This is a genomic window from Rhodomicrobium sp., from assembly GCF_047605405.1.
Taxonomy (GTDB): Bacteria; Pseudomonadota; Alphaproteobacteria; order Rhizobiales; family Rhodomicrobiaceae; genus Rhodomicrobium; species Rhodomicrobium lacus.
The window spans coordinates 30,523-57,514 of record NZ_JASGFR010000006.1 but is presented as its reverse complement, the minus strand read 5'-3'; the positions used below and the strand labels follow the sequence as shown (position 1 = coordinate 57,514).

Below are 26,992 nucleotides of genomic sequence, written 5' to 3'. Positions count from 1 at the left end.
TCGCCGTCAATCGGACGGCGGCACAGCAGCGTAGATCGCTGATTTGGAACAGCCTGTCCGCCTCGTGCGGTCGGCTCAGACTGAGTTACGCTTCTGCCGATGGCGTTTCGTGGAATTTCGCCGAGAAGCGATCCAGCAACCGGACGCCATAACCCGACCCCCAGCTCTGATTTATGTCGGTCGAGGGCGATGCCATCGCGGTCCCGGCAATATCGAGGTGCGCCCACGGCGTGCCATTCTTGACGAAACGTTGCAGAAACTGCGCGGCGGTGATCGAACCGGCATCGCGTCCACCGATATTCTTGATATCGGCAAACTTGCCGTCGATAAGCTTGTTATATTTCTTGGAAAGCGGCATGCGCCAGGCGAGTTCGCCCGATTGCGCCCCCGCCTCGGTGATTTCGTTCGCGAGCCTGTCGTCGTTTGAAAACAGCCCGGCATATTCCTTGCCGAGCGCGACGAGAATGGCGCCCGTGAGCGTCGCAAGCGTGATCAGCAGTTTCGGTTCGAGATGCTCCTGCGCATACCACAGAAGGTCTGCAAGCACGAGACGCCCCTCGGCGTCGGTGTTGAGAATCTCGATGGTCTGGCCGGAAGCCGAGGTGACGATGTCGCCGGGCCGAGTCGCGGTGCCGCTCGGCATGTTCTCGACGAGGCCGACGATGCCGACCGCGTTGACAGGCGCCTTGCGCAGCGCAAGCGTTGCCATCGCGCCTGCGACGGCGGCCGCGCCTCCCATATCGCCCTTCATGTCCTCCATGCCGGGCCCGGGCTTGATGGAAATGCCGCCTGAATCGAAGCAGACGCCCTTGCCGACGAACACGAGATTGCCGTCGCCCGCCGAGCGACCGACCGCGCCGTTCCACCTCAGAACGACGACCGAAGTCGGCTGCGCGCTCCCCTGCCCCACCGCCAGCAACGCATTCATGCCGAGCGACTTGAGCTTTACCTCGTCCAGCACTTCGACCGTAAGGCCGAGCGCTTCGAGCGCGCGCAACCGAGCCGTGAATTCGGGCGGAGTCAGGATATTCGCAGGCTCGTTGACGAGATCGCGCGCGAGATAGACGCCCGCAAGCTCGGCCTGCGTGTGTTCCAGCTTCGCCGCGAGCTTGTCGCCCCAGCAGGAAAAAATAGAAAGCTTCGGCGGAGCGCGGCCTTCGTCCGGCTCGTTTTCGTCGCCGCCTTCCGGACTTTTGGCGACCTTCGACTTGTATTTCTTGAAGGTGTAGTTTCTGAGGCTGAAGCCGGCCGCGAAGCCGAGCGGCGCGTCTTCCGGCAGGTGGTCGACACCCGCGAATACCACGTCGACCTCGGTCGTTTTCTTCGGCAACTTGCCCCGCACGACGCCGCCGAGGTCCATCCAGTCGCGATGCGTCAGCGTCTTGGCGTCGCCGATGCCAACGAGCAGGAGCCGAGCCGCCTTGAGACCATGCGGCGCCAGAATTTCCAGCAGAGTCTTGCGCTTCGGCTTGAACCCGGACACCTCGATTGCGCGCGAAACGGCGCCGGCGCTCGTCTTGTCGAGCCGCTTGATCGGAGGTGGAAGGTCTTCGCCCTCCGTCACGAAATAGACGGCGGTCGAGCCTTTCGGCTCCGGCTGCAACGAGGCGAACGAAACGGCTGGAAGTTCTGTCATCGAGTGAGCGGACCGTTCTGGCGGGAAATCGAGATCCGAAAGCCTACAGGAAACGCGCGACGTTGCAAAGTCCGCGTCCAAAGGAAACATCGCTCGAAATCGCGCCGAAAATGCGCCATGAACCCATGTGTAGTGAAGCCTCGAACCTGAATCGCCTCGAAAGCGCCGTAACCGCGCGCCGGACGCCGAAACAGGACCGCTCGTTGATCGGGCAAAGCCGGAGCGTGCCCCGCCCGCTGGAGTGATCGTTGAATGCTGATTAGCCGGTATATCTTCCGCCAGACGGCGTCGGCGCTCATCATGATCCTCGTTTCGCTGACGCTCATCGTCTGGCTGACGTCGCTCTTGCGCGAGATCAAGCTTCTCACCGCGCAGGGACAGACATTTCTTCTGTTTCTCCAGATCACCGCGCTCGCCATCCCGAACCTGATCGTCACGGTGGCTCCCGTTGCCTTCCTGATCGCCGCGCTTCACAGCCTCAACCGTCTTTCAGGCGACAGCGAACTCATTGTGCTGTCGGCGGCAGGCTCGTCGGTCTGGCGATTGCTCTCGCCCTATCTGTTCCTCGCGGTCGTGGTGTCCATGTGTGTCCTGACGGCGAATCTGTTCGTGCTGCCGAAGGCGGCGCGGCTTCTCGGCGATACGGTGTCGCAAGTGCGCGCCGATGTGCTTTCGCAGGTGATCCAGCCGGGCGAGTTCTCGGACCTCGAACCGGGCCTGACCTTCCACATGCGCGCAAAGAGCGACGACGGGGAACTTCTGGGCGTCGTCGTGCGCGACGAGCGCGATCCGAAGTCGGTGACGACCGTCATCGCGGAGCGCGGCCAGATCCTTCAGGATGAAGGGCGGGCGTCCATGATGCTCCACGACGGCAAGATCATTCGCCAGCAGGACGGTAAGACCACCGCGCAGATCGTGGATTTCACGAGCTACGGCTTCGACATCGGCGACTTTTCCGCGAAACAAGGCGTTCGCGAACGAAAGCCGCGGGAGCGCGATATCGGCGAGCTTCTTTATCCCGACAAGGAAAGCGCCGCGTATACGAACAACAAGGGATCGTTCCGCTCTGAAATCCACGAGCGCTTTTCCGGTGCGATCTATCCGATCGCCTTCGCCATTATCGCCGTGCTGTATCTCGGCCGCCCGAAGACCACGCGCGAGGGCCGCGCCGGCAATCTTTTCACGGCCTTCGCGCTCGGTGCCGCCATCCGCATCGTCGGGATCGCGGGCGTAAATATCGTGGGAAAGAAGGCATGGGCGCTAGGCCTGATCTACGGCATACCCGTGGCGGTGATCGCTGGAGGGCTTGTGATGTTGCGATACGACATCGGCGCGCCCGTCATAGCGCTGCCCAGTCTGCGCCTGCCCTCGTTTCTGAAGCGCGGCGGTTCCGCGTCCGCCGCGTCGGCGTCCTGAGGATTTTGCGTCATGATGATTTTCACCACCGTCGGACGCTACATGGCGAAACGGTTCGCCATGACGATTCTCGGCGTCTTCTTCGTGACGCTGCTTCTCATATTTTTCGTGGACTTCGTCGAGGTGCTTCGAAGCGGCGCGAGAAAGGACGTGAGCGCGGGCACACTCGCGCTGATCACGCTTCTGCGCATTCCCGTTTTCGCGGAACTCACCCTGCCCTTTGCGATCCTGATCGGCACCATCGCCGCCTTCCTGAGTCTCAGCCGCACCTCGGAGCTGACGATCATAAGGGCTGCCGGGCTTTCCGTGTGGCAGTTCGTCCAGCCGGCGCTTGTCGTCGCGATGCTCTTCGGCATTTTCGCCGTAACCGTTTACAACCCGGTGGCGTCCGCCATGAAAGCCAAGTCGGAGAAGCTTCTGGCCGACGTTCTCCAGTCGGAGAAATCGTTCGCGACCTCGCGCGGCACGGGCTCCTGGCTGCGTCAGGAGAGCGTGGACGGGCCGACGATCCTGCACGCCAAGACGTCAGCAGACAGAGGATTGACGCTGGCTGGCGTGACGCTGTTGCAATTTGATCCCGCCAACAGATTTTATGAACAAATACAAGCGAACAAGGCCGAACTGCGGCAAGGCTTTTGGCGCCTCGAAAACGTAACTGTGCAAGGTTCCGGCGAGGCCATTCGGCATTACGATGAATATTTCGTAAGTACATATCTTGGTGCGGCTCAGATAATGAATAGTCTCGGGTCATTGGAAACCCTGTCTTTTTGGGATTTGCCTGGATTTATTACGTTTGCAAAAAAAGCCGGTCTTCCAACGACACAGTATGAACTTCAGTACCAGCTTTTTCTCGTGCGTCCTATTCTTATGGCCGCGATGGTGTTGATCGCTGCAACCTGCTCGCTGAAAGCCTTTCGTTTTGGCAAAATCCAAACTATGGTTCTGACGGGATTAACCGGGGGGTTCGGTTTTTTCATATTCTCTGAACTGTCGCGAAAGGTGGGCGCGTCGGGATTGGTCCCTGTTACGGTGGCGGCTTGGGGACCGGCGCTTGTTGCCCTTCTTCTTTCGGCAACCGTCCTTCTCTACCAGGAGGACGGGTAATCAGGAGCAGAGGTGTGAGTCGACCGGGGGGCTTGAGAGTGGTGGTCTTCAGTAAGAGAGCGGCGAGCGATGCCTAGCAAACTGCTGGCAGCAATGTTGGCATGCCTGATGTGCCTGGGCAGCGTCGCGCGTGCGCAGACGCCAAGCAATCAGACGCGCGGTGGCGAAACCACCGTGGCCAAGAAGGTGTCGCCCGACAAGGCATCGCCTCTGCTGCTGCAGGCCGACGACCTTGTTTACGATCACCGCAACAACCGCGTGGTTGCGCGCGGCAACGTCGAAATCTATTACGACGAGAATATCCTGCTTGCCGACGAAGTCATCTACGACAAGTCCGCGAACACGCTGACGGCCATCGGCAACGTCCGCCTCAAGGAGGCCGACGGTTCGGTGGTGAACGCCGAAAGGCTTACGCTCAGCTCGAATTTCCGCGATGGCTTCATCCGCTCGATGAAGGCGCTGACGCAGGATGACAGCCGCATCGCCGCCTCGAACGCATACCGCAAGGACGGCAAGACCGTCTACGAGAACGGCGTGGTGACCTCCTGCAAGCCTTGCGAGGCCAATCCCGAGCGTCCGCCCGTCTGGCGCATCAAGGCGACGCGCGTCATTCAGGACAAGGAAGACCAGAACATCTATTTCGAGGACACGCGCTTCGAACTCTTCGGCGTGCCGATCGCGTGGCTTCCCTATTTCTACATTCCAGATCCGAGTGTGAAACAGCGCTCCGGCTTCCTCGCGCCCCAATACCGGCACGATTCGATGACGGGTTATGCGCTGACGGTTCCCTATTATTACGCCATCTCGCCGAATTACGACCTGACTCTGTCGCCCACCTTCACCACCAAGGCGGGCTATCTGATGGAGGCCGACTGGCGGCAGCGCTTGTGGAACGGCGCCTACGAGGTGAAGTTCGCGGGCGTCTACAACGATAATGCGAACGATTTCGTCGGCCAGCGCCAGTGGCGCGGCAGCATCGCGACAAAGGGCGAGTTCGAGCTGAACAAGTTCTGGAGAGTCGGCTGGAATGCGATCCTCGAAAGCGATGATACATTCCGCCGCTTCTATCACCTCGACAGCATCTATTCGACCGAACGTGTGTCGTCCGTCTACCTGACCGGCATGGGTGAGCGTAACTACTTCAACATGTCCGTGAATCGTTACGGCAACCTCGGCGGACAGCCCTACGACTACTCGACGGGACAATACATCGACAGCCAGTCGTCATGGGCCTATCCGAGCATCGACTACAATTATGTCCACGACAAACCGGTGTTCGGCGGGGAGTTCAAGTTCGATGTGAATGCGCTCGCGCTCTCTTCGAATGACCAGCGCACCTATAATGCCAATGGCACCACCAGCCCCTATTTCGGCCGCACCGACCACGTGGTGACGCAGGCTGAATGGCGGCGGACGCTGACGGACGACCTGGGCCAGCGTTTCACGCCGTTCGTTTTCGGACGTGGCGACATCTACAACGTATCGAGCTTCCAGAACGTCAATGGCGACCTTGGCGACAGCGACACCTTCACCCGCCAGATGGTGGGCGGCGGTCTCGACTATCGCTATCCCTTCGTGGCGCATACCGACACGGCTTCGCACGTCATCGAACCCGTTGGGCAGATCATCACACGCACCAATGTCGCGAACAACGACAAGGTGCCCAACGAAGACGCGCAGAGCCTCGTCTTCGACGACACACTTCTTTTCGATATCAACAAGTTCTCCGGCTACGACCGAATCGAGACCGGAACGCGCGCCAATGTGGGCCTGCAGTACACGATGCAGACCTACAACGGGGTCAGCGTTCGGGCGGTTGGCGGCGAGAGCTTCCAGGTTGCGGGAAAGAACTCCTACGATCCCACGACCGGTCTTTATAACACGCGCTCCGATTACGTGGTTGGCGGCTACGTCGACTACCTCAACATGTTCCGCTTCGTGACGCAGTTCCGTCTCAACGAGAGCGACTTCAGCGTTGCCCGCCAGGATTACAGCGCTCAAGTGAAGCTTGGCATCTTTGAAGGCGCCCTGAGCTACGTCGCAGTGGCGGCACAGCCTCTGCTTGGCTTCACTTCGCCACGCGAGGAAGTCGCCGGTTTCGCGGCTGTCAAGCTGACGGACGAGTGGACCGTCTTCGGCGATGCGCGCTACAACCTCGAATTGTCGCAATTCGTTCGCAACAGCGTAGGCGTCCAGTATGCGGACGAGTGCTTCATTTACTCGGTCACCTATCAGCAGACCTTCGTGGAATATGCCGACCTGAAGCCGGATACGTCCGTGATGGTCCGCATCGGCATCAAGGGCTTCGGTCAGCAAACGACGCCAAGTTCCATCGCCGATCTTTCGCCCGAAGCGGCGGCGTTCCGCTAGAATTCTCGGTCGTCTGCGGCCGTCCGGCTTCGACATTTGTCTGGACGGCCGGCGTCGAGTATGGGCGCCACAGCGAAAGGCCGCCCCGGCTGCGTCATTTCCGAAAGACGGGGCGCCATCCGCGTTTGGCGATACGTTCGGGCGATCCCCGGCGGCACATCCCGCCGCCGCAACCGAGGCGGGGATTATGGCAAAGGCAGGCACACTCTTGCCGCAAATGAAATCCAAGTTTCCGACATGAGAATCGCAAAGCTTCATCGCGCCGCTACTCTCGCGGTCGCCGCAGGTCTGACGGTGCTGGCGCTGGCCGGGCCGGAGGCCAGAGCGCAGAACATCGTCGTCCTCGTCAACGACGAGCCGATCACGTCGGGCGACATCGCGCAGCGCACGCGATGGATGGCGCGCACGAGCGGCTTCGGCGATCGCATGAAAGCGCTCCTCACCGGCGACGCGATCAAGGAACGTTTCCGGCAGCTCATGATCCAGGCGAACCCCCGCTCGCAGGCCGAGGCTGAGCAGACCGCCGAGCGCATCAAGAAGCAGCTCATCGAGGAAGCCAAGGGCCGCGTGCTGTCCGAAGGCGGCGGCACTTCGCGCAAGCAGGTCATCGAAACGCTCATAGAAGACAAGCTGAAACTTCAGGCCGCGAAGAAGCTCGATATCACGATCACCGACAAGGAGGTCGAGGAGGTTCTGGCGCAGCGCGCCGGCGGCGGCGATGGCAAGAAGCCGCAGCTCAACGAATTCTACCAGCAGTTCGAGGCCGACGGCATCAGCCGCAAGACCGTGCAGAACATCATCCGCGCGCAACTCGCGTGGCGTGACGTGATCCGTCGCCAGTACGGTCCGCGTATCGCGGCCATGCTTGCGGCGCTGCCCTCCGACGACCAGAAGCCCGCCGATGGCGATATCCAGTTCGACGTGCGCGTTCTGAGGCTGGCGGTCGCGGGCTCTGACGAACGTGCGGTGAGCCAGCGCATGATGGAAGCTGAAAATCTCCGCAGCAAGTTCACCTCCTGCGCGGACCTGCCCAAGCGCGCGAGGCTTGTTGCCGATGCATCCGTAAAGGCAGTCGACAAGGCGAAGCTGGCCTCGTTCAACAAGGACGCGCAGCCTCTCATCCTCAAGGCCAGCGAGGGCCAGATGACCCCGCCGATCCTCGTCTCCGGTGCGGTGGAGTCGTATGCGATCTGCAAGAAGGGTATCGTTCTCAAGCCCAACGCCGCAGCCGAGAACAAGCCCGATGCGAGACAGCAGGAATTTGAACGCTTCTCGCGCCGCTATCTGCAGGATCTGAAGAAGTCGGCTTCGATCGATTACCGGACGAAGGTAGACTGAGGGATCACGGGGTCTCGTCGGGCTCGGAAACGGCCTGATCTTGAGGCCATACGCTCGCAAAATGCATGCGCAAGGCGCGCGCAACCGAACCAAGTCGCGGCATGACTTCAGGACGCCTGCGCGTTTCGGCGCCGTTTTCTCTCAGGGTCGTTTGAAGCTGCGGCCGAACACGCTATAATCGACGCCTTCAAACGCGCGGCCTTTTTGGCGCCTGTTTGCCTGCCGCGTCGTCGCCGCAAGCCTGGACGCAGCTCGACGCTGAACATTTCAAATGTCGGTCAGCCTCTGCGTCACATCGGGTCCGATTTCACGCAGTCTGATCTAGCCCGGAGCCTATCCTTGGCGGTTTCCCACGCGTTTCCCGACTCGCCACTCGCCGTCACCATGGGTGACCCCGCCGGAATCGGTCCCGACATCACGCTCGCGGCATGGGTGCGGCGACGGGACTGCGCGCTCCCCCCGTTCTTCGTCATCGCCGACCCTGCCCTTCTGGAGGCTCGCGCCGCACTGCTCGGTCTCGACGCGCCCGTCGCGCGCATCACCCGCCCGCAAGACGCTGCTGCTGTCTTCGACCTAGCGCTGCCTGTCCTGCCCCTTCGCGCGCCGCTCGTTCCTGTCATGCCCGGCAAACCCTCGGTGGCTCACGCCGGCGCCATCATCGAGTCGATCGAGGAAGCCGTCTCTCTCGCGCTGTCCGGCCGCGCCGCAGCCGTCGTCACCGCGCCGATCGCGAAATTCGTGCTCATGGAAACCGGCTTTCCTCACGCAGGCCACACCGAATTTCTCGCCGAACTCGCAGAGCGGCACGGCCACCCGCCGCGCCCGCCCGTCATGCTGATGGCATCGCCGCGCCTTAAAACGGTGCCGGTCACGGTGCACATCCCGCTGAAAGAGGTTTTTGCCGCGCTGACGCGCGAAATCATTATCGACACCGCGCGAACCACCGCCGAAGGGCTGAGGCGCTTTTTCGGTGTCGCGCGCCCGCGCCTTGCCATTTGCGGTCTCAACCCGCACGCGGGCGAAAACGGTGCGCTCGGACACGAGGAGACGGACATCGTCGCGCCCGCCATCGAGCGCCTCAGGGCGGAGGGCATCCGCGCCTCGGGCCCGCATCCGGCCGACACACTTTTCCACGATGCGGCGCGGGAAACCTATGACGCGGTGCTTGCGATGTATCACGATCAGGCGCTGATCCCGTTCAAGACGCTCGCCTTCGACGACGGCGTGAACGTGACGCTCGGCCTGCCCTTCATCCGCACATCGCCCGACCATGGCACCGCGTTCGCGCTTGCCGGCACCGGGCAGGCCAACCCGCGAAGTTTTGCCGAAGCGCTTCACCTCGCCCGGCGGATGGCCGCAAGCGCGGCTGAAGCCGGTGCGGAGGATCGCTCGTGAGCGCCGCCGCGATCGAAGCTCTGCCGCCGCTTCGCGAAGTCATCAAGGACGCTTCGCTGTCCGCGCGAAAGTCCCTCGGCCAGAATTTCATTCTCGATCTCAATGTCACACGCAGGATCGCCCGCGCGGCCGGACCGCTCGATGGCGCAACCGTGCTCGAAATCGGCCCGGGCCCCGGCGGCCTCACACGCGCGCTCCTGATCGAAGGCGCAAGCCGTGCCATCGCGATTGAGCGTGACGAGCGCTTTCGTCCCGCCCTCGACCAGATTGCGGAGGCGAGCGGCGGTCGCTTCGGCGTCACCTTTGCGGACGCAATGAGTATCGACTACCCTGCTTTCGCCACCGAGACGGGCGCAAATCGCATCGTCGCCAACCTCCCTTACAACATAGCGACGCCGCTCATCGTAGGCTGGCTGACCGAGACACGCTGGCCGCCATGGTTCGACCGGATCGTCGTCATGGTGCAGAAGGAGGTCGCCGAGCGGCTCGCGGCGGAGGTCGGCAGCGACCATTACGGGCGGCTTGCCGTGATCGCGCAGTTCCGGGCGCGGCCGCGCATCCTGTTCACCCTGCCGCCGTCAGTCTTCACGCCGCCGCCGAAGGTAGCCTCGGCGCTGGTGGAAATCGTGCCGCGCCCGCAAGCGCCCGATGCCGTGCCGACGCTCTGGCTCGAAAAGGTGACGGCAGCGGCGTTCGGACAGCGTCGCAAGATGCTCCGGTCAAGCCTCGCCTCGCTCGGAGCCGACACGGCCCGTCTCCTGGCCGAAGCCGGCATCGATCCCGCCGAACGCGCGGAGCGCCTCGCGGTGGAGGATTTCCTCCGCATCGCCAAGGCGCTTCAAAGCCAGCGAGGCGGATAGCCCGGAGCATTTGCAGCGGAAAGTTGGAACCGGTTTTCCAACCGAACGCGTTAAGTCGGAGCAATTCGCGATACGGAAACGCTCTATCCGCCATGCCGCGCTTCAAGCGGGTCCGCCAGCGGTCGGCAAAACGGGGTAACCGAAGGGCCGCCCCGCCTTACCGAAAGCCTGATGCGTCAGAAGCCGCCGAAGAAGCCGACCGACACAACCGGGGCTGCAACGAAAGCGGTCGGACGAGGAACGACGGCAACCGGGGCAGCCGCATAAACGCGGCGCGGAGCGCGAACCACGGCGACGCGCGCCGGGACGGGCGCAGGCGCGACGATTTCCGCGACGGGTGCGAAGATCGGTGCTACGGGAGCTTCCGCGACCACGACCGGACGGACGCGAACCGGCCGCAACACGACAACGTCGCGTTCCACCACAACCGGCACACGGCGCGTTTCAGCCTGATAGACATATTGTACATCGTGACGGAGAGTCGTCGCTTCCGTGACAGCGGCAGTGTCGATACCGGCGAGAGCCGCTACAGGCGCCGCAGAAGCGGCAGGGCTGTAAAGGGCGGCGAAAGCCGCCAGAGCAAGGATTTTACGCATACAATTTCACCCTGTTGTTGCGTAGCGCTACGCTACTTCGACAACTTTGGGCCTCGAGTCTTTACAAGATATTCCAGTACTGAAGCTTATGAAACGGGAGGCGCTTTGAATGTAGCAACACTCCTAATGCAAAGATAACGGTACACGGAAGATATGATCCGTATTGCGCAATAAGAAGGATCTCCGCAATATAAAAATCGCATCAGAGCCATCGTTGCTTTTCGGAAAGAACCCTGTCTGTACGTTTTATTTGCGTTTTCGCGTCGCGCGGACAAAACACTTTTTCTTGTCGCATCCTTTTCGCGCAATACAGCCCCGACACTGCCGCCGGAAGGCCGCAGCGCAGGAGAGCCGGGGCGCGGCTCAAACCGCAAGCGCGGGCACGACGTCGGTTCTCGCGAAATCCGCGCCCTTGTAGAGGAGCGGAACGCCGCGCGAACGGGCGAGCGCATAGGCGGCGCAATCGCCAAAATTGAGGGCCGCGGGATGGCGCCCCTTGCCGTAGTGCAGGAAAGCGGCGCGCGCCAGTCCGGCCTGGCCGGCGTCGAAGGGGACGAGTTCAATTCCGGCTTCCGCGATAAACACATCGAGCGGGGCGAAAACCGATCCGTCGCCTTCGCGGCCCGCAAGCACCAGCGACGTTTCAAGCACGTTCAGCGCGGACATGACACGCCCCCGTGCCGCGACAAGCGCGCCAAGCAGCGCCTTCGCATCGGGCTCCAGCCGAAGGATCGCGACGAGCGCCGACGAATCGACCGCGATCACGCGGGCAGCCCGTCGTCGCCATAAAGGTCGGCATCCGTGAGCGGCTGCCTTCTCCGAAGCGCCTCTGCGCTTGTTTCGGCGATGGCGTAAAGCTTCGCGAACAGCGCATCCGCGTCATGCGCGGGCTTCAGCCTGACGCCGTCATGAATGAATTCCACGCCAGCCTCCTCCAGTGCCGCCCGCACACCGCTTGCCGTTTCTTCGGCGACCGGATAATCACCGCTCGCTTCGAGACGCCGGACGGTCGTCACGGAGACGCCCGCCCGCCTTGCAAGCTCGTCCTGCTCCATGCGCAGGAGTGCGCGCGCCGCCTTGATCTGTTCCGCTGTAGCCATGGCGTAAAGATGCCATAGAAGAGCGCTTTACGTCAAGCATCCTTCTTCGGCAGGTTGAGCCGGATGTGGAGTTCGCGGAGCTGCCGCGCGCTCGCCTCGGACGGCGCGCCCATGAGCAAGTCTTCGGCCTGCTGGTTCATGGGGAAGAGCGAGATTTCGCGCAGGTTCTTCGCGCCGGTGATGAGCATCACGATGCGATCGATGCCGAACGCCATGCCGCCATGCGGCGGCGCGCCGAACTGGAATGCGCGGTAGAGGCCGCCGAAACGCTCTTCCACGTCGGCCTTTGTGAGGCCGACCTTCTCGAACGCCTTCACCATGGTCTCGGGCGACTGGTTACGGATCGAGCCGGAGGCGATCTCGAAGCCGTTGCAGACGAGGTCGTACTGATACGCCTTGAGTTCCAGCGGATCGCGCGTTTCGAGCGCTTCGAGGCCGCCCTGCGGCATGGAGAACGGGTTGTGCGCGAAGTCGACCTTCTTCTCGTCCTCGTTCCATTCGTAGAACGGGAAATCCACGATCCAGGCGAGTTCGAAGCGGTCGCGATCCACGAGGTTCAGTTCCTCGCCGACGCGGGTGCGCGCCTCGCCCGCGAATTTGTAGAACTTCGCCGGGTCGCCGCCGACGAAGAACACCGCGTCGCCATCGCCGAGGCCAAGCTGCGCGGCAATCGCCGCCGTGCGTTCCGGCCCGATGTTCTTCGCGACAGGGCCAGCGCCTTCGAGCGCGTCGCCCTCCTTGCGCCAGAAGATATAGCCGAGGCCAGGCTGGCCCTGCTGTTGCGCCCAGGAATTCATGCGGTCGCAGAAGGCGCGGCTGCCGCCGGTCTTGCCGGGGATTGCCCAGACGCGCGCCTTCTTGTCCTTCTCCAGCATGCCTGCAAACACCTTGAAGCCGGAGCCGCGGAAGTGCTCGCTCACGTCCTGCATTTCGATGGGATTGCGCAGGTCGGGCTTGTCGGTGCCGTATTTCGCGATGGCGTCATCATAAGCGATGCGCGGGAAGACGTCGGTCACCGGCTTGCCGCCCGCGAAGCCGTCGAATACGGCGCGGATGACGGGCTCCATCGTCTCCCACACGTCTTCCTGCGTGACGAAGCTCATTTCGAGGTCGAGCTGGTAGAATTCGCCCGGCAGCCGGTCGGCGCGGGGGTCTTCGTCGCGGAAACACGGCGCGATCTGGAAGTAGCGGTCGAAACCCGCCACCATGAGGAGCTGCTTGTATTGCTGCGGCGCCTGCGGCAGCGCGTAGAACTTGCCGGGATGGATGCGCGACGGCACAAGGAAGTCGCGCGCGCCTTCGGGCGAGGACGCGGTGAGGATCGGCGTCGAATATTCGGTGAAGCCCGCATCCACCATCCGCTTGCGCATGTCGGCGATGATCTTCGTGCGCTGGACGATGTTCCTGTGCAGCGTCTCGCGGCGCAGGTCGAGGAAGCGGTAACGCAGGCGCACGTCTTCGGGGTAGTCCGGCTCGCCGAACACGGGCAGCGGCAATTCCTCGGCCTTCGAGAGCACGTCGAGCGCGCCGATGCGCACCTCGACTTCGCCCGTCGGCAGGTTCGGGTTTACGGTGTCGCCCTCGCGGATCACCACTTCGCCGTCGATACGGATCACCCATTCGGCGCGCACGGCTTCCGCCGCCTTGAAGGCCGGCGCGGACGGATCGACCACGCATTGCGTCAGCCCGTAATGATCGCGCAGGTCGATGAACAGGAGGCCGCCATGGTCGCGCACGCGATGGACCCAGCCCGAGAGCCGCACCGTCTTGCCCGCGTCGGCTCTGCGAAGCGCCCCGCAGGTCGTCGAGCGATAGGCATGCAGCTTCGCCGCGCCAGAGTTCGACCCCGCGCCTTTCGCGTCGACCGCCTGCACGTCGGTTTCCTGCTTCGTTTTCTTGCCGGAGATGGCGGACTTCGCCCGCCCGCCAGACGCGGTTTTTTCCACAGAAGCCATCCTTCAGGATCGGAGCCGGCGCCGTTCAGCAATTCTTGACCGAATGGCGGCAAAGCGGCTTAAAAGAGACACAGTTATGGTCGCCCACTGTTTCAGAGCGCTTGAATCGCGGGACAAACCAGCGCATGGACCGCGATGTTTGTCAAGAATGCGAGCCTGTCATGAGAGCCGCCCCACAGCCCGAGCTACATTAAGAGAATGATCGATCTGCCGCCCGTCATCACCTCCGTCAAAGATCTCAAGACGCTATGCGATGCGCTCTCCCGACAGCCCTTCGTGACCGTCGACACCGAGTTCATGCGGCAGACCACCTACCGCCCGAAGCTCTGCCTCATCCAGATGGCCGCGCCCGGCATCGAAGCCGTCGTCGATCCGCTGCCGAACCTCGACCTGTCGCCGTTTTATGCGCTGATGGCGAATACCGCCGTCGTGAAGGTCTTTCACGCCGCCCGCCAGGACATCGAAATCGTATGGCAGGAAGCGTCCGTGATACCGACGCCGCTGTTCGACACGCAGATCGCGGCGATGGCGCTCGGCCATGGCGAGGCGATTTCCTACGGCGCCCTCGTCAAGAAGCTGCTCAAGAAGAACCACGACAAGACCTATCAGGCCATCGACTGGTGCCAGCGCCCGCTCGGGCCGAAGCAGCTCGAATATGCGCTCGGCGATGTCACCTATCTGCGCGACGTCTATGCCAAGCTGAAGCAGCGGCTCGAACAGACCGGCCGTGAGCCGTGGCTTGAAGAAGAAGTCGCCGTCCTCACCGATCCGAAGACCTACGCCTTCGATCCGGCCGACGCTTGGAAGCGCCTGAAGCTTGGCGGCAAGTCGCGCACGGCGCGCGCCATCATCATGGAGCTTGCGGCCTGGCGCGAGCGCGCCGCGCAGGACGAGAACGTGCCGCGCGGGCGGGTGCTGAAGGACGAAGCCATTTACGAGGTGGCGAAGCACGCGCCGCGCACGCTCGAAACCCTGTCGCGGCTGCGCTCCGTGCGCGACAGCGTAAGGTCGCGGGGTGATGCGATTTTGCGCGCGGTCGAGGCGGCGCTGGCCCGCGATCCGGGGGATGTCGTGAACGCCGCCGCGCATGTCGATCTTTCGGCAACGGCGTCCGCCACGGTGGAGCTTCTGCGCGTGCTGCTCAAGGCCGTGTCCGCCGAACTCGACATCGCGCCGAAGCTTCTCGCCAGCGCCGAGGATCTCGAAAAGCTCGCGCAATATGACGAGCCGGACGTGCCCGCGCTGAAGGGCTGGCGCCGTCCGCTGTTCGGGGACAAGGCCCTGGCGCTGAAGGAAGGCCGTCTCGCGCTCGGCATCAGGAAGAACGAGGTCGCGGTGTTTCCGCTGTAGTGTCTGCGGATCACCGCCTTCTCTCAAACTAAGCCAACTTTTAGGCCGAAACTTCCTCTCTTCGCGGCGCGGCACCAGGGACCTGGGCTGCGCCGATTATGGCTTCGCGAACTTGTCCCGCAATGTCGGTAAGGCCGCTCGGGGAATGAGGGAGAAGGATCGTGTTCGTTTCCGAGGCAGCACCGATTTCCTTTAACGTATCGAAATACTGCGTCATGAGCACCAGCGTCATCACGTCCTGCGTAGTGGCACCGGGCACGCTATCCCGAAAGTCGTTCACCGACTCGCGCAAGCCGTCGACAATGGCCCGGCGCTGATCGGCTATACCCTTGCCCTGAAGCGCCTTGCTCTGCGCCTCGGCCTCTGCCGCCTTCACCCGTAGAATGCGCTCAGCCTCGCCTTTCTCCGACGCGGCGACCCGCAAGCGCTGCGCCGCGTTGATCTCGTTCATCGCAGCTTTCACTTTTGCGTCGGGTTCTATGTCGGTGACCAGAGCCTTCACAATATCATAACCGAATGCATTCATCGTAATTGAAAGCTCGGACTCGACGGCGTCGGCGATTTCATCCTTTTTCTCGAAGACGTCGTCCAGCTTCATGCGCGGCACACGCGCTCGAACGACGTCATAGACATAAGATGTGATCTGCGCATCTGAGTCTCTTAGCTTATAAAATGCCTCATAGACCTTGTCTTGCCTGACAAGATACTGAACAGAAACAGTAAGGTGAACGAAGACGTTGTCTTCTGTCTTGGTTTCCACCGAGACTTCAAGCTGATCGACCCTCAAGCTGACATGGCCGGACACGCGCTCGATCAGTGGAATTTTTGCGTTGAGGCCCGGGTGGGCAACGCGGACAAATCGGCCAAAGCGTTGCACCACGCCAGCGGATTGCTGTTTGACGACGAAGAACGCGTCGAAGACAAGCCAGCCGGTTATCACAGCAAGGATAACCCATAAATAGCGATCGTACGAAAACGGCAAAATATCCATAATTGCCCCGTTTAATGGATGCACACCCCCGCAGCCAACTGGCTATCAAGGCGACGCGGCATAAGCACGGCTCAAACAAGGCGAAAAGGCAAAAGGGACGTTGAAGGGAGCGGCTTGCCCGACTTTCGCCGCTCCGCTATACACCGCCCTGTAAGATTCGCACCGTCGGCACTACATCCGACGAACGCCAACATCCCGACCAACCCGAAACAAGAGCGAGCACATGGCCGTCGAGCGCACCCTTTCCATTCTGAAACCCGATGCCACCGAGCGTAACCTCACCGGCAAGATCAACGCCGTCATCGAGGGCGCGGGCCTTCGCATCATCGCGCAGAAGCGCGTGAAGTGGGATGCGGGCGACGCGGCGGCCTTCTATGCCGTGCACAAGGCCCGCCCCTTCTACAACGACCTCGTGACCTACATGACGTCGGGCCCGATCGTGGTGCAGGTGCTCGAAGGTGAGAACGCGGTGGCGAAGTATCGCGAGATCATGGGCGCGACAAACCCCGAGAACGCCGCCGAAGGCACGATCCGCAAGCTGTTCGCCGAGAATATCGAGCGCAACTCCGTGCATGGCTCGGACAGCGCTGACAACGCCGCGCAGGAAATCGGCCTCGTCTTCCAGGAAAGCGAAATCGTCGGCTGAACCGCCGCGAGGCATGTTAGACGCGTCGAAGGCCGGGCATGTCCCGGCCTTTTTTGTCCTGAAGCCGATTTCTCGGGAAATTGCACAAAATTGACCGCACATGCATTGGGGCGGGAGCGAGTCTATCCTGTCGTCAGACTTCCCCGAGGCCACCTCTGCATAAGGACTTATTATGGATGCCAACCACGTCCATCGTGGACGACTTATCGATCACATCCAGCTTGTGGTGCGAGACCTCAAGGCTAGCCAAGATTTCTACGCCGCAGTGATGGCAGTCCTGAATATACCAATTATTGCTACGGAGAATGGCTACTTCTTGGCAGACGAACTCGTCGTTTCCTCGGTGGACAGCCCAACAGCTTTAGGCGAGTTGACCGGGCGCCACCATCTGGCGTTTCAGGCCAAGGATCGTGCCACCGTGGATGCTTTCTACAGCGCAGCTTTGGCACATGGCGGTCGCGATAATGGCGCGCCCGGCGTGAGAGCCTATCATCCAGGATATTATGCAGCTTTCGTGCTCGATCCCGATGGCAACAATATCGAGGCTGTCTTCCAGGGAGAAGGGCGGCGTAGCGCACCGTCAGTCGTGATCGAATTCTAGGGTTCCGGCCGCAGTGTGTGACCGGATATCAGCGCCGTCGCGTATTGGCGACCTTTAGACGGCCGGGACAAACCCGGCCGTTATTCAGATTCTTCGGGAGGCGCTTAAGCGCGCGGCCTAAGCCCCCCGCGCGTCTAGCTCCCGCACCGCAGCCGCATCGCGAGCCGAAAGCTCGGGATAGGCCGGATCGCTGCCGACATCGTCGGTGATGCGCCACGAACGCGCGCATTTCCGCCCTTCGGCTCGCTTCGGCACCACGGCCACGCCCTCAACCTCGTCGAGCGTGAACGCGTCCGCGGGCGCGTTGCCTGACTTGATCGCAAAACCGCTCGTGATGGCGATCTCGGCCCAGTCGGCGGCCTTCGCCACCGCAGCAAGCTCCTTGTTGCCGATGTAGATGTCGGGCGCGGCTTCGAGGCTCGACCCGATGCGCTTCTCGCGCCGCTCGATCTCAAGCGCGCCCGTTATGACGCGGCGGACGGCGAAGATCTTCTCCCACTTGTCGCTGAGCGCGTCGTCGCGCCACTCCGCCGGGATGGCCGGGAAGCGGCTCAGGTGCACCGAGCCGTCCGCGTCCGCGCCGTGCCGCGCAAGCCACGCCTCTTCCGCCGTGAACGGCAGGATCGGTGCGAGCCACGCGGTCAGCGCCTCGAACAGCGTGTTGAGCACGGAAAGCGCCGCGCGGCGCTTCGGGCTCGAATATGCCTCGCAATAAAGCGTGTCCTTGCGGATGTCGAAATAGATCGCGCTGAGGTCGTTCGAGCAGAACTCCGCGAGCAGTCGATAGGCTTTCCGGAAATCGTAGGCGTTGTAGGCCGCGCGAAGCTCGGCGTCGATCTCGGCGACGCGATTGAGGATGTAGCGCTCAAGCTCCGGCATGTCTGCCACGGCGATATCGTTCCCCGGCTCGTAATGCGCGAGGTTGCCGAGCACATAACGCAGCGTGTTGCGCAGCTTGCGATAGGCATCGACCGCCGATTGAATGATCTGCGGCCCGATGCGCAGGTCTTCCGTATAATCCGAGGACAGCGCCCACAGGCGCAGGATATCCGCGCCCGACTGCTTGATGACGTCCTGCGGCGCGACCGTATTGCCGAGCGACTTCGACATCTTGCGGCCCTGCTCGTCATTGACGAAGCCGTGCGTCAGCACCGTGTCGAAGGGCGCCCGGCCGCGCGTGCCGCAGCCTTCCAGCAGCGACGACTGGAACCAGCCGCGATGCTGGTCCGAGCCTTCGAGATAGAGGTCGGCGGGCCATTTCAGATCGGGGCGCTTTTCGAGCACGAAGGCGTGCGTCGAGCCACTGTCGAACCACACGTCGAGGATGTCGCGCACCTGCTCCCACTCGCCGGGGTTGGCAACGAGGCCGTCGAGGAAGCGCGTCGCCGCGCCGTCCGCGAACCATGCATCCGCGCCTTCCGCCGTGAAAGCGTCCACGATGCGGGCCTGAAGTTCGGCGGCGCCGTTGAAACCCGCGTTCGGGATGACCTCGCCCGTCTTCCTGTGCACGAAAACGGTGATCGGCACGCCCCAGGCGCGCTGGCGCGAGATGACCCAGTCGGGGCGGTCCGCGACCATGCCGCCGATGCGGTTGCGTCCCTGCGGCGGGACGAAGCGCGTGTCGTCGATGGCGGCGAGCGCCAGCGCGCGCAAGGTCGCGTCCTGTCCGGCGGCGACCTCACCCGGCACAGACACCGGCTTGTCCATCGCGATGAACCACTGCGGCGTGTTGCGGAAGATGACCGGCGCTTTCGACCGCCAGGAATGCGGGTAGTCGTGCTTGTGGCGCGGGTTCATGGACGCGAGCGCGCCGGCAGTCTTCAGCGCCTCGACAACAGCTGCGTTGGCATAGCGCGTATCGTCGAGCTTGCCGAAGCTGCCCTTGTCGTCCACCACGCGCTTCGGCTCCGCGCCGCCGAACAGGCCGACATGCGCGCGATAGTAGCCGTCGGGGCCGACCGTGTCGGGAACCGTGGTGTCGATGCCCGCGGCAGCGATTTCGCGGCCCTTCGCCATCCAGATTTCGAAGTCGTCCGCGCCGTGGCCGGGTGCGGTGTGCACGAAGCCCGTGCCCGCGTCCTCGGTGACATGATCGCCTTCGAGCAGCGGCACCTTGAAGTCGTAGCCCTCGCTCGCGTGGAACGGGTGCGTGGCGACGAGGCCAGCCGGATCGACGTCATCGACAACCGTCCATTCGTCGACGCGCGCGGCCTTGAAGAAATTCTCGGCGAGCGACTTCGCGAGGATGAAGCGTTCGCCAACCTTCGTCCAGTTGTCCTCCGGCGCGGCGGTCACCTCGTAGAGGCCGTAAGCGATCCGGCGCGAATAGGAGATCGCGCGGTTGGCCGGGATGGTCCACGGGGTCGTCGTCCAGATGACGATGGACGCGCCGTCGACCTCCCCCTTACCAAGGGAGTGCGCCACCGGGAACTTCACATAGATCGCGGGGCTTGCGTGTTCGTGATACTCGACCTCGGCCTCGGCGAGCGCAGTCCGCTCCACCACCGACCACATCACCGGCTTCGAGCCGCGATAAAGCAGCCCGTTCATCGCGAATTTCATCACTTCGCCCGCGATGACCGCCTCGGCCCCGAAGGCCATGGTCGAGTAATGATTCGGCCAGTCGCCCTCGACGCCGAGCCGCTTGAACTCGGCCATCTGCACGCCGATCCACTTCTGCGCGAACTCGCGGCACTGGCGGCGGAACGAATTGACGGGCACCTCGTCCTTGTTCTTGCCCTTCGCGCGGTACTGCTCTTCCACCTTCCATTCGATGGGAAGGCCGTGGCAGTCCCAGCCCGGCACATAATTCGCGTCCTTGCCCTGCATCTGCTGCGAGCGGACGATGGCGTCCTTGAGGATCTTGTTGAGGCCGGTGCCGATGTGGATGTTGCCGTTCGCATAGGGCGGGCCGTCATGCAGCACGAATTTTTCGCGGCCCGCCGATTCTTCGCGCAGGCGCTTGTAGAGGCCCATCTTCTCCCAGCGGTCGAGAAGCTTCGGCTCGAGATTCGGCAACCCCGCCTTCATGCCGAAATCGGTCTTCGGCAGGAACAGCGTCTTCGACCAGTCGCGCCCGCCCTCGGTCGGATCTGCGTTCTTCGCCTTAGGGGCAGCGTCTTCCTTCGCCGGGCCGTTCTTGGTCGGCCGGGCGGCCTCGTCTTTCTTCGTCATCGAATAGCCTAACGCGGCGCGTGCGCCGCAGGTCATAGGAAAATTGCCCTAGCATTAGAGCGAACGCAAAAGCGCGGCAAGAAGGTTGATGCGCCTATGCGGAAGCGCAATTTCGAGAGCGAAGCGCGAAAAGTTTGAAACCGCCCCTCCACGGTGAACGGGATGCGCCACTGAAGAGCGAAGGGCGGCCGGCGCCGCCCTCCTCCCCATCAATAAAGCTGCTTGCGGACGGCCTCACTCGTCGGATCGCCGGGAACCTCGGGCGGCGCGGGCTGCTCGTCCGGCACCGGCGGCGGAACGTCGGCGACTTCGGCGCTCGCCGCTTCGCCCGCTGTCGCCTTCGGCTCGGCCGGTTGGCCCTCATGCGCGCGCTTCGTCTGCTCGGGGCGGACATCGCCCTTCGGGCGTTCGAGGATCGCGCTGACGCCCATGCCGCCCGCCGTGCAGATGGAAATCAGCCCGCGCCCGCCGCCATTTTCTTCAAGGATTTTCGCAAGCTGGGCGATGATGCGCGCGCCCGTCGCAGCGAAGGGGTGGCCGTAGGCGAGGCTCGATCCCTTCACGTTCAGCTTCGCGCGGTCGATGGAGCCGAGCGGCTTGTCCTTGCCGAGCATCGTCTTGCAATAATCTGCATCTTCCCAGGCCTTCAGCGTGCACAGCACCTGCGCGGCGAATGCCTCGTGGATCTCGTAGAAGTCGAAGTCCTGAAGCGTGAGGCCAGCGCGGTCGAGCATCTTCGACACGGCGACGGTCGGTGCCATGAGGAGCCCCTTTCCGGCGTCCACGAAGTCGATGGCCCAGTGCTGGCCGAAGGTGAGGTAGGCTTGCGGCGTAAGCCCGTGCGCCTTTGCCCAATCTTCGGAGGCCAGCAGCACGGCGGACGCGCCATCCGTCAGCGGCGTGGAATTCGCCGCGGTGAGCGTGCCGTTCTCCTTGTCGAAGGCGGGCTTCAGCGTGGCGAGCTTTTCGAGGCTGATGTCGGGGCGCAGATTGTTGTCGCGGTAGACGCCCGCCGTCGGCACGATGAGATCGTCGAGGAAGGCCGCATCGTAGGCCGCCGCGGCATTCCTGTGGCTCTCATAAGCGAGCTTGTCCTGCTCCTCGCGCGGGATCTGCCATTCCTTCGCCATGAGTTCGCAATGCTGGCCCATGGAAAGGCCGGTGCGCGGCTCCGCCACCGCAGGCGGGCTGACGGAGATGTCGCCCAGCGAAAAGCCGGAGAGAAGCGACGTCGCCTTGCCCTTGACCGTTTTCTCGCTCGATACCTTCGCGAGCCGCTTCGCAAGCGCGCGCTTCAGCTCGATGGGCGGGTCGGAAACCGTGTCCGTGCCGCAAGCGATCGCGCTGTCGATGGCGCCGATGGCGATCTTTGCCGCCGATCCGAGCGCCGCCTGCAGGCTCGTCCCGCAAGCCTGGCTCAGCGTGATGCCGGGCGTGTCCTCTGAAAGCTTCGTGCCGATGACGGCTTCGCGCGTAAGGTTGAAGTCGCGGGCGTGCGTGACGACCGCGCCGCCCACCACCTCGTCGATATGCTCGCCCTGAAGATGGTACTTCTCGACGAGTCCGTTCAGCGCCGCCGTGAGAAGGTCGAGGTTGGTCAGATCGTCATAGCCCGTATTGCCCCGACAGAAGGGCGTGCGGACGCCGCCGATCACGGCCACCTTGCGCAATGTCTCACCCATGGAAGTCTCCCCGCACATCTGTTGTGGTCAGGGCGCGACCGCGCCCGAAAGCTTCGTCATCAACTCGCGTGGACCGGCTCGCCGCCGGTCTTCGCCCCGCCGTTTTCCTTCGCCTTCAGCGACGCGCGGTAATGAAGCGGCCCGCCCCTGAACGGCGCGAAGCCCGCGCCGAACACAGCCCCCGCGTCGACGTGATCGGCATCCGCCACCACGCCATCGGCCAGCGCCTTCTCGCTTTCGTCGATCAGCGGCGCGATCAGCTCACGCCCGAGCACCGATAAATCTGCTTTTGCGAAATTCGGCGCGGTAGCCGGTTTCTCGCGCTTGCCGTCAACCCATTTGTAGAAGCCTTCACCCGTCTTCTTGCCGAGCTTCTTTTCGGCGACGAGCTGCAACAGCGGGTGATCGTCCGGCGTCTGAAGCTTGAGGATTTTCGCCACGCTCAGCGCCACGTCGAGGCCCACGATATCGACAAGCTCGATCGGGCCGACCGGCATGCCGAACTCTTCCGCTGCCGCGTCGATCTTCTCCTTCGGCGTGCCCTCGGCAAGCCTCTGCATCGCGCCGAACATGTAGGGCGCGAGCGTGCGGTTCACGAGGAAGCCGGGCGAGGATTTCACGATGAGCGGCAGCTTGCCGATGCGCGCGACGAACGCCGCGCCGCGCCGGACTTCCTCCTCGCGGCTCTCCGCGCCCTTCACCACCTCCACGAGCGGAAGCACGGTGACGGGATTGAAGAAATGCAGCCCGATGAGGCGCGACGGATCTTTGAGCGCGCTCGCGATGTCCTCGATCTGAAGTGACGAAGTGTTCGTGGCAAGCAGCGCGCCCGGCTTCAGCTTCGGCTCGACCTCGGCGAACAGCGCGCGTTTCGCATCGAGGTTCTCGTAGATCGCCTCGATCACCACATCCGCACGATGGATCTGCGTGCCTTGCGGGTCGGCGAGAAGCCGCGCCCGCGCCTTTTCGGCTTCGAGCGGCGAACGCATGCGCTTCTTGAAGAACGCATCGGCGCGCTTCAACGCCTTCTCCACCGCCTCGGGCGAGTTGTCCTGAAGCGAAACCTCCAGACCTTCGCGCACGCAGGCCATGGCGATATCCGCGCCCATCGTGCCCGCGCCGATCACATGCACGCGCGCCGGACGCCAGCCATCCTTCGGCGCCTCGGCCTTCAGCATCTCGGACAAGCGGAACACGCGGCGCAGATTGCGCGACTGGTCCGAGATCATCAGCGGCGCGAAGAATTTCGTCTCGCCGCGCTTCATGTCGTCGAAGCTGCCGCCGTGCTTCTCGAACAGGTCGATCAGGCGGAACGGCGCGGGATAGTGCTCCGCGCGCACCTTGGCTGAAGTTTCCTTGCGCATGCGGCTTGCGAGGATCGCGCGCCCCGGCTCGAACATGAGAAGCGGCTGCCATGCGCGCGAAGGCTGCGAGCGGGCGTTCTTGAGCACGGCCTTGCGCGCCGCCCATTTCAGTTCATGGCGGGTCGGCACGAGCTGGTCGGCCGCCCCGGCCGCCCTCGCCTGCCCCGGCCGGAGCAGCTTGCCTGCGAGCATGGGAGGCAGCGCGCTCAGAGGGCCGGCCTGACGCAGCCACCGCGCCGAGCCGTTCAGCCCCGGAATGATGCCGAGCTTGACCTCGGGCAGGCCGATGCGGGTCGAATCCTCGCGCGTCGCGATGCGATAATGGCAGGCAAGCGCGAATTCGAGGCCGCCGCCGAGACAGGCGCCGTTGATCGCGGCGACCACGGGCACCGGCAGAGCCTCGATGCGGTCGAACACGGCGGTTCCTGCGCGGACCGCCTCGATCACGTCCTCTTCGGTCTTGAGGTCGTCGAATTCCTTGATGTTCGCGCCCGCGATGAAGCTCTTGTCCTTGCCGGAGAGGATGACGAGGCCGCGCACGGAGCGATCCTGCGCGCCGTGCGCCACCGCCGTCACGATGCGGTCGAGTTCCTCGAACTGCTCGCGGCCGAGCGTATTGTGGGACTGACCCTTCACGTCGAAGGTAGCCCAGGCGATCTTTTCGAGATCGATCGTGTACTGCCAGTGCTTGAGGTTCGCGATATCGGCTGACATGTCCGTTCCTACTCCCTCGTTCGTCTCTGATCCCCGCATGAACGGCGGGTTGGGGCGGCCTTGCGCCGCCTCTATGTTATTCGGCGGCGGGCGCATCCGCTGTGACGCGGTCGGGCGCGCGTTTGTCCGGCGCGCCTTCTGCTGCCCTGCGCTCCCTCGTGTAATGCGGCTCAAGCTCGGCGGGCTCGAAGTCGTCCACGGCGATCACCTTCGCCACGAGCCGCTCCGCCTCGCGCAGCGCGTCGGCTTCGGTGGGCGTCAGAATCGCCTTGTCGACGGCCTCCTTGAACCAGTCGTTACCGAGATAACGCTTCACGAGACCGGCGCGCACGGCCTTGTCGAGCTTCTTGTCCGCCTCCTCGCTGACGAACGTCTTCAGGAACGCCGCTTCGAGCACGCCGGTCGGGTCGTTCTCATCCTTCGACACATAGATGTAGCGCGTAAGACGGTCGCGAAGCTCGCCCGGCTCCAGCACCGACGTCACGACTTCCTTCGCGAGCGCATCGGACGGCCTTGCCCAGTGATTGCCGACCGGGAAGACGAGCGCGCGCAGGAAATAGCCGCCGCCCTTCGACGGGTAATTATCGAAGGCGTCGGAAAGCGCGGCATAGAACCGATAGAAGGCCGACTTCACGGCGTAGTCGAACACCGGCCTCTCCGTCGGCCGAGCGCCATCGTCCTCATAGCGCTTCAAGAGGCAGGCGATGAAGTAAAGCTCGGAAAGCGCGTCGGCGAGCCTCCCCGTGAGGCGCTGCTTGACCTTGAGGCCGCCGCCGAGCGTCATCACCGAGAAATCGGCCGCGAGCGCGAAGTTGGTCGCGGCGCGCTCAAGCTGCGCGTAGTAATAAGGCACCGGCGCGTTGATGGGCGAGCGCGCGAAGATCCCCGCCGTTATGTTTTGGAACAGCGCGCCGAACACGTTCGACACCGAAAAGGCCGCGTGCTTCTCGAAGGCGTCCTCGAAGGCGGCGAAACCTTTCGCGTGATCCGGGTTCTGCGCGGCCTCGATTTCGGAATAAAGGTACGGGTGCGAGCGCAGCGCCCCTTGCGCGAACACGATCAGGCTGCGCGAGAGGATGTTCGCCCCTTCCACCGTGATCGACACCGGCGAGATCTGGAACGCGGCCTGAAGGTAGTTCTTCGGTCCGTCGCAGATGCCCTTGCCGCCGTGGATGTCGAGGGCTGCGTCGAGAGCCTTCCGCATCCGCTCCGTGGACTGGTATTTCATGATGGCCGAGATGACGGCGGGCTTGGCCCCTGCCGAAATCATGGCCGACGTGACCGCGCGGGCGGCTTCGAGCGTGTAAGCCGTCTCGACGATGTCGGCGAGCTTCTCCTGAATGCCCTCCATGCGCCCGATCGGGATCGAGAATTGCTTGCGCACGCGGGCATAGGCGCTCGTCACGCGCAGAAGCTGCTTCGCGCCCGCCGTGGCCGACGCGGGAAGCGAGATCGCGCGCCCCGCTGCAAGACACGACATCAGCATGCGCCAGCCCTGGCCCACGCGGTCCTTGCCGCCCACCACCCAGTCGATGGGGATGAACACGTCCGTGCCCCGCACCGGCCCGTTCGGAAAGGACGACCCCGCAGGCAGATGCCGGTTGCCGATCTCGACGCCCGGATGGTCGGCGGGGATCAGCGCCAGCGTGATGCCGATGTCGTCGCCCCTGCCGAGGATGTTCTCGGGGTCGAACAAATGGAAGGCGAGGCCGACGAGCGTCGCCTTGGGCGCGAGCGTGATATAGCGCTTGTCGAAGGACACGCGGATGCCGAGCGTCTCCTTGCCGTCATGAGTGCCGCGCGTGACATAGCCGACGTCGCGCATTGCGGCGGCGTCGGACCCCGCAGAGGGGCTCGTCAGCGCGAAGCACGGGATTTCCTTGCCCTTCGCGAGCGGTTCGAGCCAGCGCTTCTTCTGCTCGTCCGTGCCGAACTGCTCGATGAGTTCGCCGGGCCCCAGCGAATTCGGCACCATGACGACGATGGACGCGTCGGGGTTGCGCGACGATACCTTGCCGAGGATGAGCGATTGCGCCTGCGGCGAGAAGCCGAGCCCGCCGTGCTCTTTCGATATGAGCATGCCGAGAAAGCCCTTCTCGCGGATGAAGGTCAGGATGTCGTCGGGGATGCCGTGGCGGTTGTGACGGATGTCCCAGTCGTTGAGCTTCCTGCAAAGCTCCTCGGTTTCGTGATCGAGAAAATGCTGTTCTTCGGGCGTAAGCACCACGGGATCGACGGCGCGCAGCTTGTTCCAGTCGGGGCGCCCCGAAAAGAGTTCGGCGTCGAAGCCGATCGTGCCCGCATCGAGTGCCTCCTGCTCCGTCTTCGACACCGGCGGCAGCACGCGCTTCACCGTCTTGAACGCGGGGCGCGTCACCACGGCGCGACGCACCGGGCGCCAAGCGAGTAGGCCGAGGAAGGCGGCGGGGAGCCAGCCGAGCAGCGCCCATGTCGAGACGTCGAGCCCCTGCAATTCCCCGTCGAAAAGACCGAGCTTCCACACAAGCGTGACGCCCGCGAGCCACACGGCCCACGTCCAGAGTGCCTCGCGCCTGATGGCGAGAGCGAAGGCCGCCGCGACAGCAAGGACGATGAACAGAAAGCCGATCATGAGAGATTTCCTTTCCGGTCGCAGCGGACGGCATTGCGGGGCCGTTTCGCGTGGGGTCTACGCGCTCGTTCCAAGCATGAGGTAGTCGC

Annotated in this window: 19 protein-coding genes; 9 read left to right on the top strand and 10 right to left on the bottom strand. The window is 63.3% G+C overall.

What is annotated here, in order from left to right; translation table 11 throughout:
• Window positions 1-85: 85 nt before the first annotated feature.
• Entirely contained in the window at window positions 86-1,636 is a 1,551-nt protein-coding gene (locus QM659_RS03985; protein ID WP_415187451.1) for a leucyl aminopeptidase, read from the bottom strand.
• 252 nt (window positions 1,637-1,888) lie between these two features.
• Between QM659_RS03985 and lptF the strand changes: the two genes are divergently transcribed.
• The 6 genes from lptF to rsmA all read left to right on the top strand — a co-directional run bounded on the left by lptF (window position 1,889) and on the right by rsmA (window position 10,119).
• Window positions 1,889-3,052: an LPS export ABC transporter permease LptF gene (lptF, locus tag QM659_RS03980; RefSeq protein ID WP_415187450.1), complete on the top strand. Its 1,164-nt coding sequence runs from the start codon at window positions 1,889-1,891 to the stop codon at window positions 3,050-3,052.
• A 12-nt stretch (window positions 3,053-3,064) separates the two neighbouring features.
• Complete coding sequence (gene lptG, locus QM659_RS03975; protein ID WP_303486546.1) at window positions 3,065-4,156, top strand: LPS export ABC transporter permease LptG; 1,092 nt, start codon at window positions 3,065-3,067, stop codon at window positions 4,154-4,156.
• Between the two features lie 69 nt (window positions 4,157-4,225).
• Window positions 4,226-6,526 (top strand): LPS-assembly protein LptD, encoded by a 2,301-nt coding sequence (locus QM659_RS03970; RefSeq protein WP_415187449.1) that lies wholly within the window; start codon window positions 4,226-4,228, stop codon window positions 6,524-6,526.
• 237 nt (window positions 6,527-6,763) lie between these two features.
• Complete coding sequence (locus QM659_RS03965; RefSeq protein ID WP_415187448.1) at window positions 6,764-7,864, top strand: SurA N-terminal domain-containing protein; 1,101 nt, start codon at window positions 6,764-6,766, stop codon at window positions 7,862-7,864.
• A gap of 339 nt (window positions 7,865-8,203) precedes the next feature.
• Window positions 8,204-9,259: a 4-hydroxythreonine-4-phosphate dehydrogenase PdxA gene (pdxA, locus tag QM659_RS03960; protein ID WP_415187447.1), complete on the top strand. Its 1,056-nt coding sequence runs from the start codon at window positions 8,204-8,206 to the stop codon at window positions 9,257-9,259.
• Complete coding sequence (gene rsmA, locus QM659_RS03955) at window positions 9,256-10,119, top strand: 16S rRNA (adenine(1518)-N(6)/adenine(1519)-N(6))-dimethyltransferase RsmA (RefSeq protein ID WP_415187446.1); 864 nt, start codon at window positions 9,256-9,258, stop codon at window positions 10,117-10,119. The genes pdxA and rsmA overlap by 4 nt, the downstream gene beginning before the upstream one ends.
• Before the next feature lie 176 nt (window positions 10,120-10,295).
• Here the strand turns inward: rsmA and QM659_RS03950 are convergent, their stop codons facing one another.
• The 4 genes from QM659_RS03950 to aspS all read right to left on the bottom strand — a co-directional run bounded on the left by QM659_RS03950 (window position 10,296) and on the right by aspS (window position 13,638).
• Window positions 10,296-10,715, bottom strand: a complete 420-nt coding sequence (locus QM659_RS03950) for a hypothetical protein (protein WP_415187445.1) — start codon at window positions 10,713-10,715, stop codon at window positions 10,296-10,298.
• 363 nt (window positions 10,716-11,078) lie between these two features.
• Entirely contained in the window at window positions 11,079-11,480 is a 402-nt protein-coding gene (locus tag QM659_RS03945) for a type II toxin-antitoxin system VapC family toxin (RefSeq protein ID WP_415187444.1), read from the bottom strand.
• Window positions 11,477-11,815, bottom strand: a complete 339-nt coding sequence (locus tag QM659_RS03940; protein WP_127076053.1) for a helix-turn-helix domain-containing protein — start codon at window positions 11,813-11,815, stop codon at window positions 11,477-11,479. Before QM659_RS03940 ends, QM659_RS03945 begins: the two co-directional genes overlap by 4 nt.
• Before the next feature lie 32 nt (window positions 11,816-11,847).
• Window positions 11,848-13,638 (bottom strand): aspartate--tRNA ligase, encoded by a 1,791-nt coding sequence (aspS, locus tag QM659_RS03935; protein WP_415187504.1) that lies wholly within the window; start codon window positions 13,636-13,638, stop codon window positions 11,848-11,850.
• Window positions 13,639-13,968: 330 nt separating this feature from the next.
• Between aspS and rnd the strand changes: the two genes are divergently transcribed.
• Entirely contained in the window at window positions 13,969-15,120 is a 1,152-nt protein-coding gene (rnd, locus tag QM659_RS03930) for a ribonuclease D (protein ID WP_303486532.1), read from the top strand.
• A 40-nt stretch (window positions 15,121-15,160) separates the two neighbouring features.
• Here rnd and QM659_RS03925 read toward each other — a convergent pair whose 3' ends face one another.
• Complete coding sequence (locus QM659_RS03925) at window positions 15,161-16,111, bottom strand: SPFH domain-containing protein (protein ID WP_415187443.1); 951 nt, start codon at window positions 16,109-16,111, stop codon at window positions 15,161-15,163.
• A gap of 223 nt (window positions 16,112-16,334) precedes the next feature.
• On the opposite strand from QM659_RS03925, the gene ndk reads away from it, so the two are divergent.
• A complete protein-coding gene (gene ndk / locus QM659_RS03920; RefSeq protein ID WP_127076056.1) occupies window positions 16,335-16,757 on the top strand; it encodes a nucleoside-diphosphate kinase in 423 nt (140 codons plus the stop codon).
• Between the two features lie 172 nt (window positions 16,758-16,929).
• The gene (locus QM659_RS03915) at window positions 16,930-17,358 is read left to right on the top strand and encodes a VOC family protein (protein ID WP_415187442.1); all 429 of its coding nucleotides are present in this window, start codon (window positions 16,930-16,932) and stop codon (window positions 17,356-17,358) included.
• Between the two features lie 117 nt (window positions 17,359-17,475).
• On the opposite strand, the gene ileS is transcribed toward QM659_RS03915, so the two are convergent.
• The 4 genes from ileS to QM659_RS03895 form a co-directional block, all read right to left on the bottom strand.
• Window positions 17,476-20,532 carry an isoleucine--tRNA ligase gene (gene ileS, locus QM659_RS03910; protein ID WP_415187441.1) on the bottom strand — a complete coding sequence of 1,019 codons (3,057 nt, stop codon included), beginning with the start codon at window positions 20,530-20,532 and terminating at the stop codon, window positions 17,476-17,478.
• Between the two features lie 209 nt (window positions 20,533-20,741).
• Window positions 20,742-22,214 carry an acetyl-CoA C-acetyltransferase gene (locus tag QM659_RS03905; protein ID WP_415187440.1) on the bottom strand — a complete coding sequence of 491 codons (1,473 nt, stop codon included), beginning with the start codon at window positions 22,212-22,214 and terminating at the stop codon, window positions 20,742-20,744.
• A gap of 59 nt (window positions 22,215-22,273) precedes the next feature.
• Window positions 22,274-24,292, bottom strand: coding sequence for a 3-hydroxyacyl-CoA dehydrogenase NAD-binding domain-containing protein (locus tag QM659_RS03900; protein ID WP_415187439.1), 2,019 nt, complete (start codon window positions 24,290-24,292; stop codon window positions 22,274-22,276).
• A gap of 76 nt (window positions 24,293-24,368) precedes the next feature.
• Window positions 24,369-26,903 (bottom strand): acyl-CoA dehydrogenase, encoded by a 2,535-nt coding sequence (locus QM659_RS03895; RefSeq protein ID WP_415187438.1) that lies wholly within the window; start codon window positions 26,901-26,903, stop codon window positions 24,369-24,371.
• Window positions 26,904-26,992 lie beyond the last annotated feature (89 nt).

Coding starts and splice junctions, on each gene's coding strand:
- QM659_RS03925 (WP_415187443.1), bottom strand. CDS start 16,111: ATGGATATTTTGCCGTTTTCGTACGATCGCTATTTATGGGTTATCCTT.
- ileS (WP_415187441.1), bottom strand. CDS start 20,532: ATGACGAAGAAAGACGAGGCCGCCCGGCCGACCAAGAACGGCCCGGCG.
- QM659_RS03915 (WP_415187442.1), top strand. CDS start 16,930: ATGGATGCCAACCACGTCCATCGTGGACGACTTATCGATCACATCCAG.
- lptG (WP_303486546.1), top strand. CDS start 3,065: ATGATGATTTTCACCACCGTCGGACGCTACATGGCGAAACGGTTCGCC.
- QM659_RS03950 (WP_415187445.1), bottom strand. CDS start 10,715: ATGCGTAAAATCCTTGCTCTGGCGGCTTTCGCCGCCCTTTACAGCCCT.
- lptF (WP_415187450.1), top strand. CDS start 1,889: ATGCTGATTAGCCGGTATATCTTCCGCCAGACGGCGTCGGCGCTCATC.
- QM659_RS03970 (WP_415187449.1), top strand. CDS start 4,226: ATGCCTAGCAAACTGCTGGCAGCAATGTTGGCATGCCTGATGTGCCTG.
- rnd (WP_303486532.1), top strand. CDS start 13,969: ATGATCGATCTGCCGCCCGTCATCACCTCCGTCAAAGATCTCAAGACG.
- QM659_RS03895 (WP_415187438.1), bottom strand. CDS start 26,903: ATGATCGGCTTTCTGTTCATCGTCCTTGCTGTCGCGGCGGCCTTCGCT.
- QM659_RS03985 (WP_415187451.1), bottom strand. CDS start 1,636: ATGACAGAACTTCCAGCCGTTTCGTTCGCCTCGTTGCAGCCGGAGCCG.
- QM659_RS03900 (WP_415187439.1), bottom strand. CDS start 24,292: ATGTCAGCCGATATCGCGAACCTCAAGCACTGGCAGTACACGATCGAT.
- ndk (WP_127076056.1), top strand. CDS start 16,335: ATGGCCGTCGAGCGCACCCTTTCCATTCTGAAACCCGATGCCACCGAG.
- QM659_RS03905 (WP_415187440.1), bottom strand. CDS start 22,214: ATGGGTGAGACATTGCGCAAGGTGGCCGTGATCGGCGGCGTCCGCACG.
- QM659_RS03965 (WP_415187448.1), top strand. CDS start 6,764: ATGAGAATCGCAAAGCTTCATCGCGCCGCTACTCTCGCGGTCGCCGCA.
- QM659_RS03940 (WP_127076053.1), bottom strand. CDS start 11,815: ATGGCTACAGCGGAACAGATCAAGGCGGCGCGCGCACTCCTGCGCATG.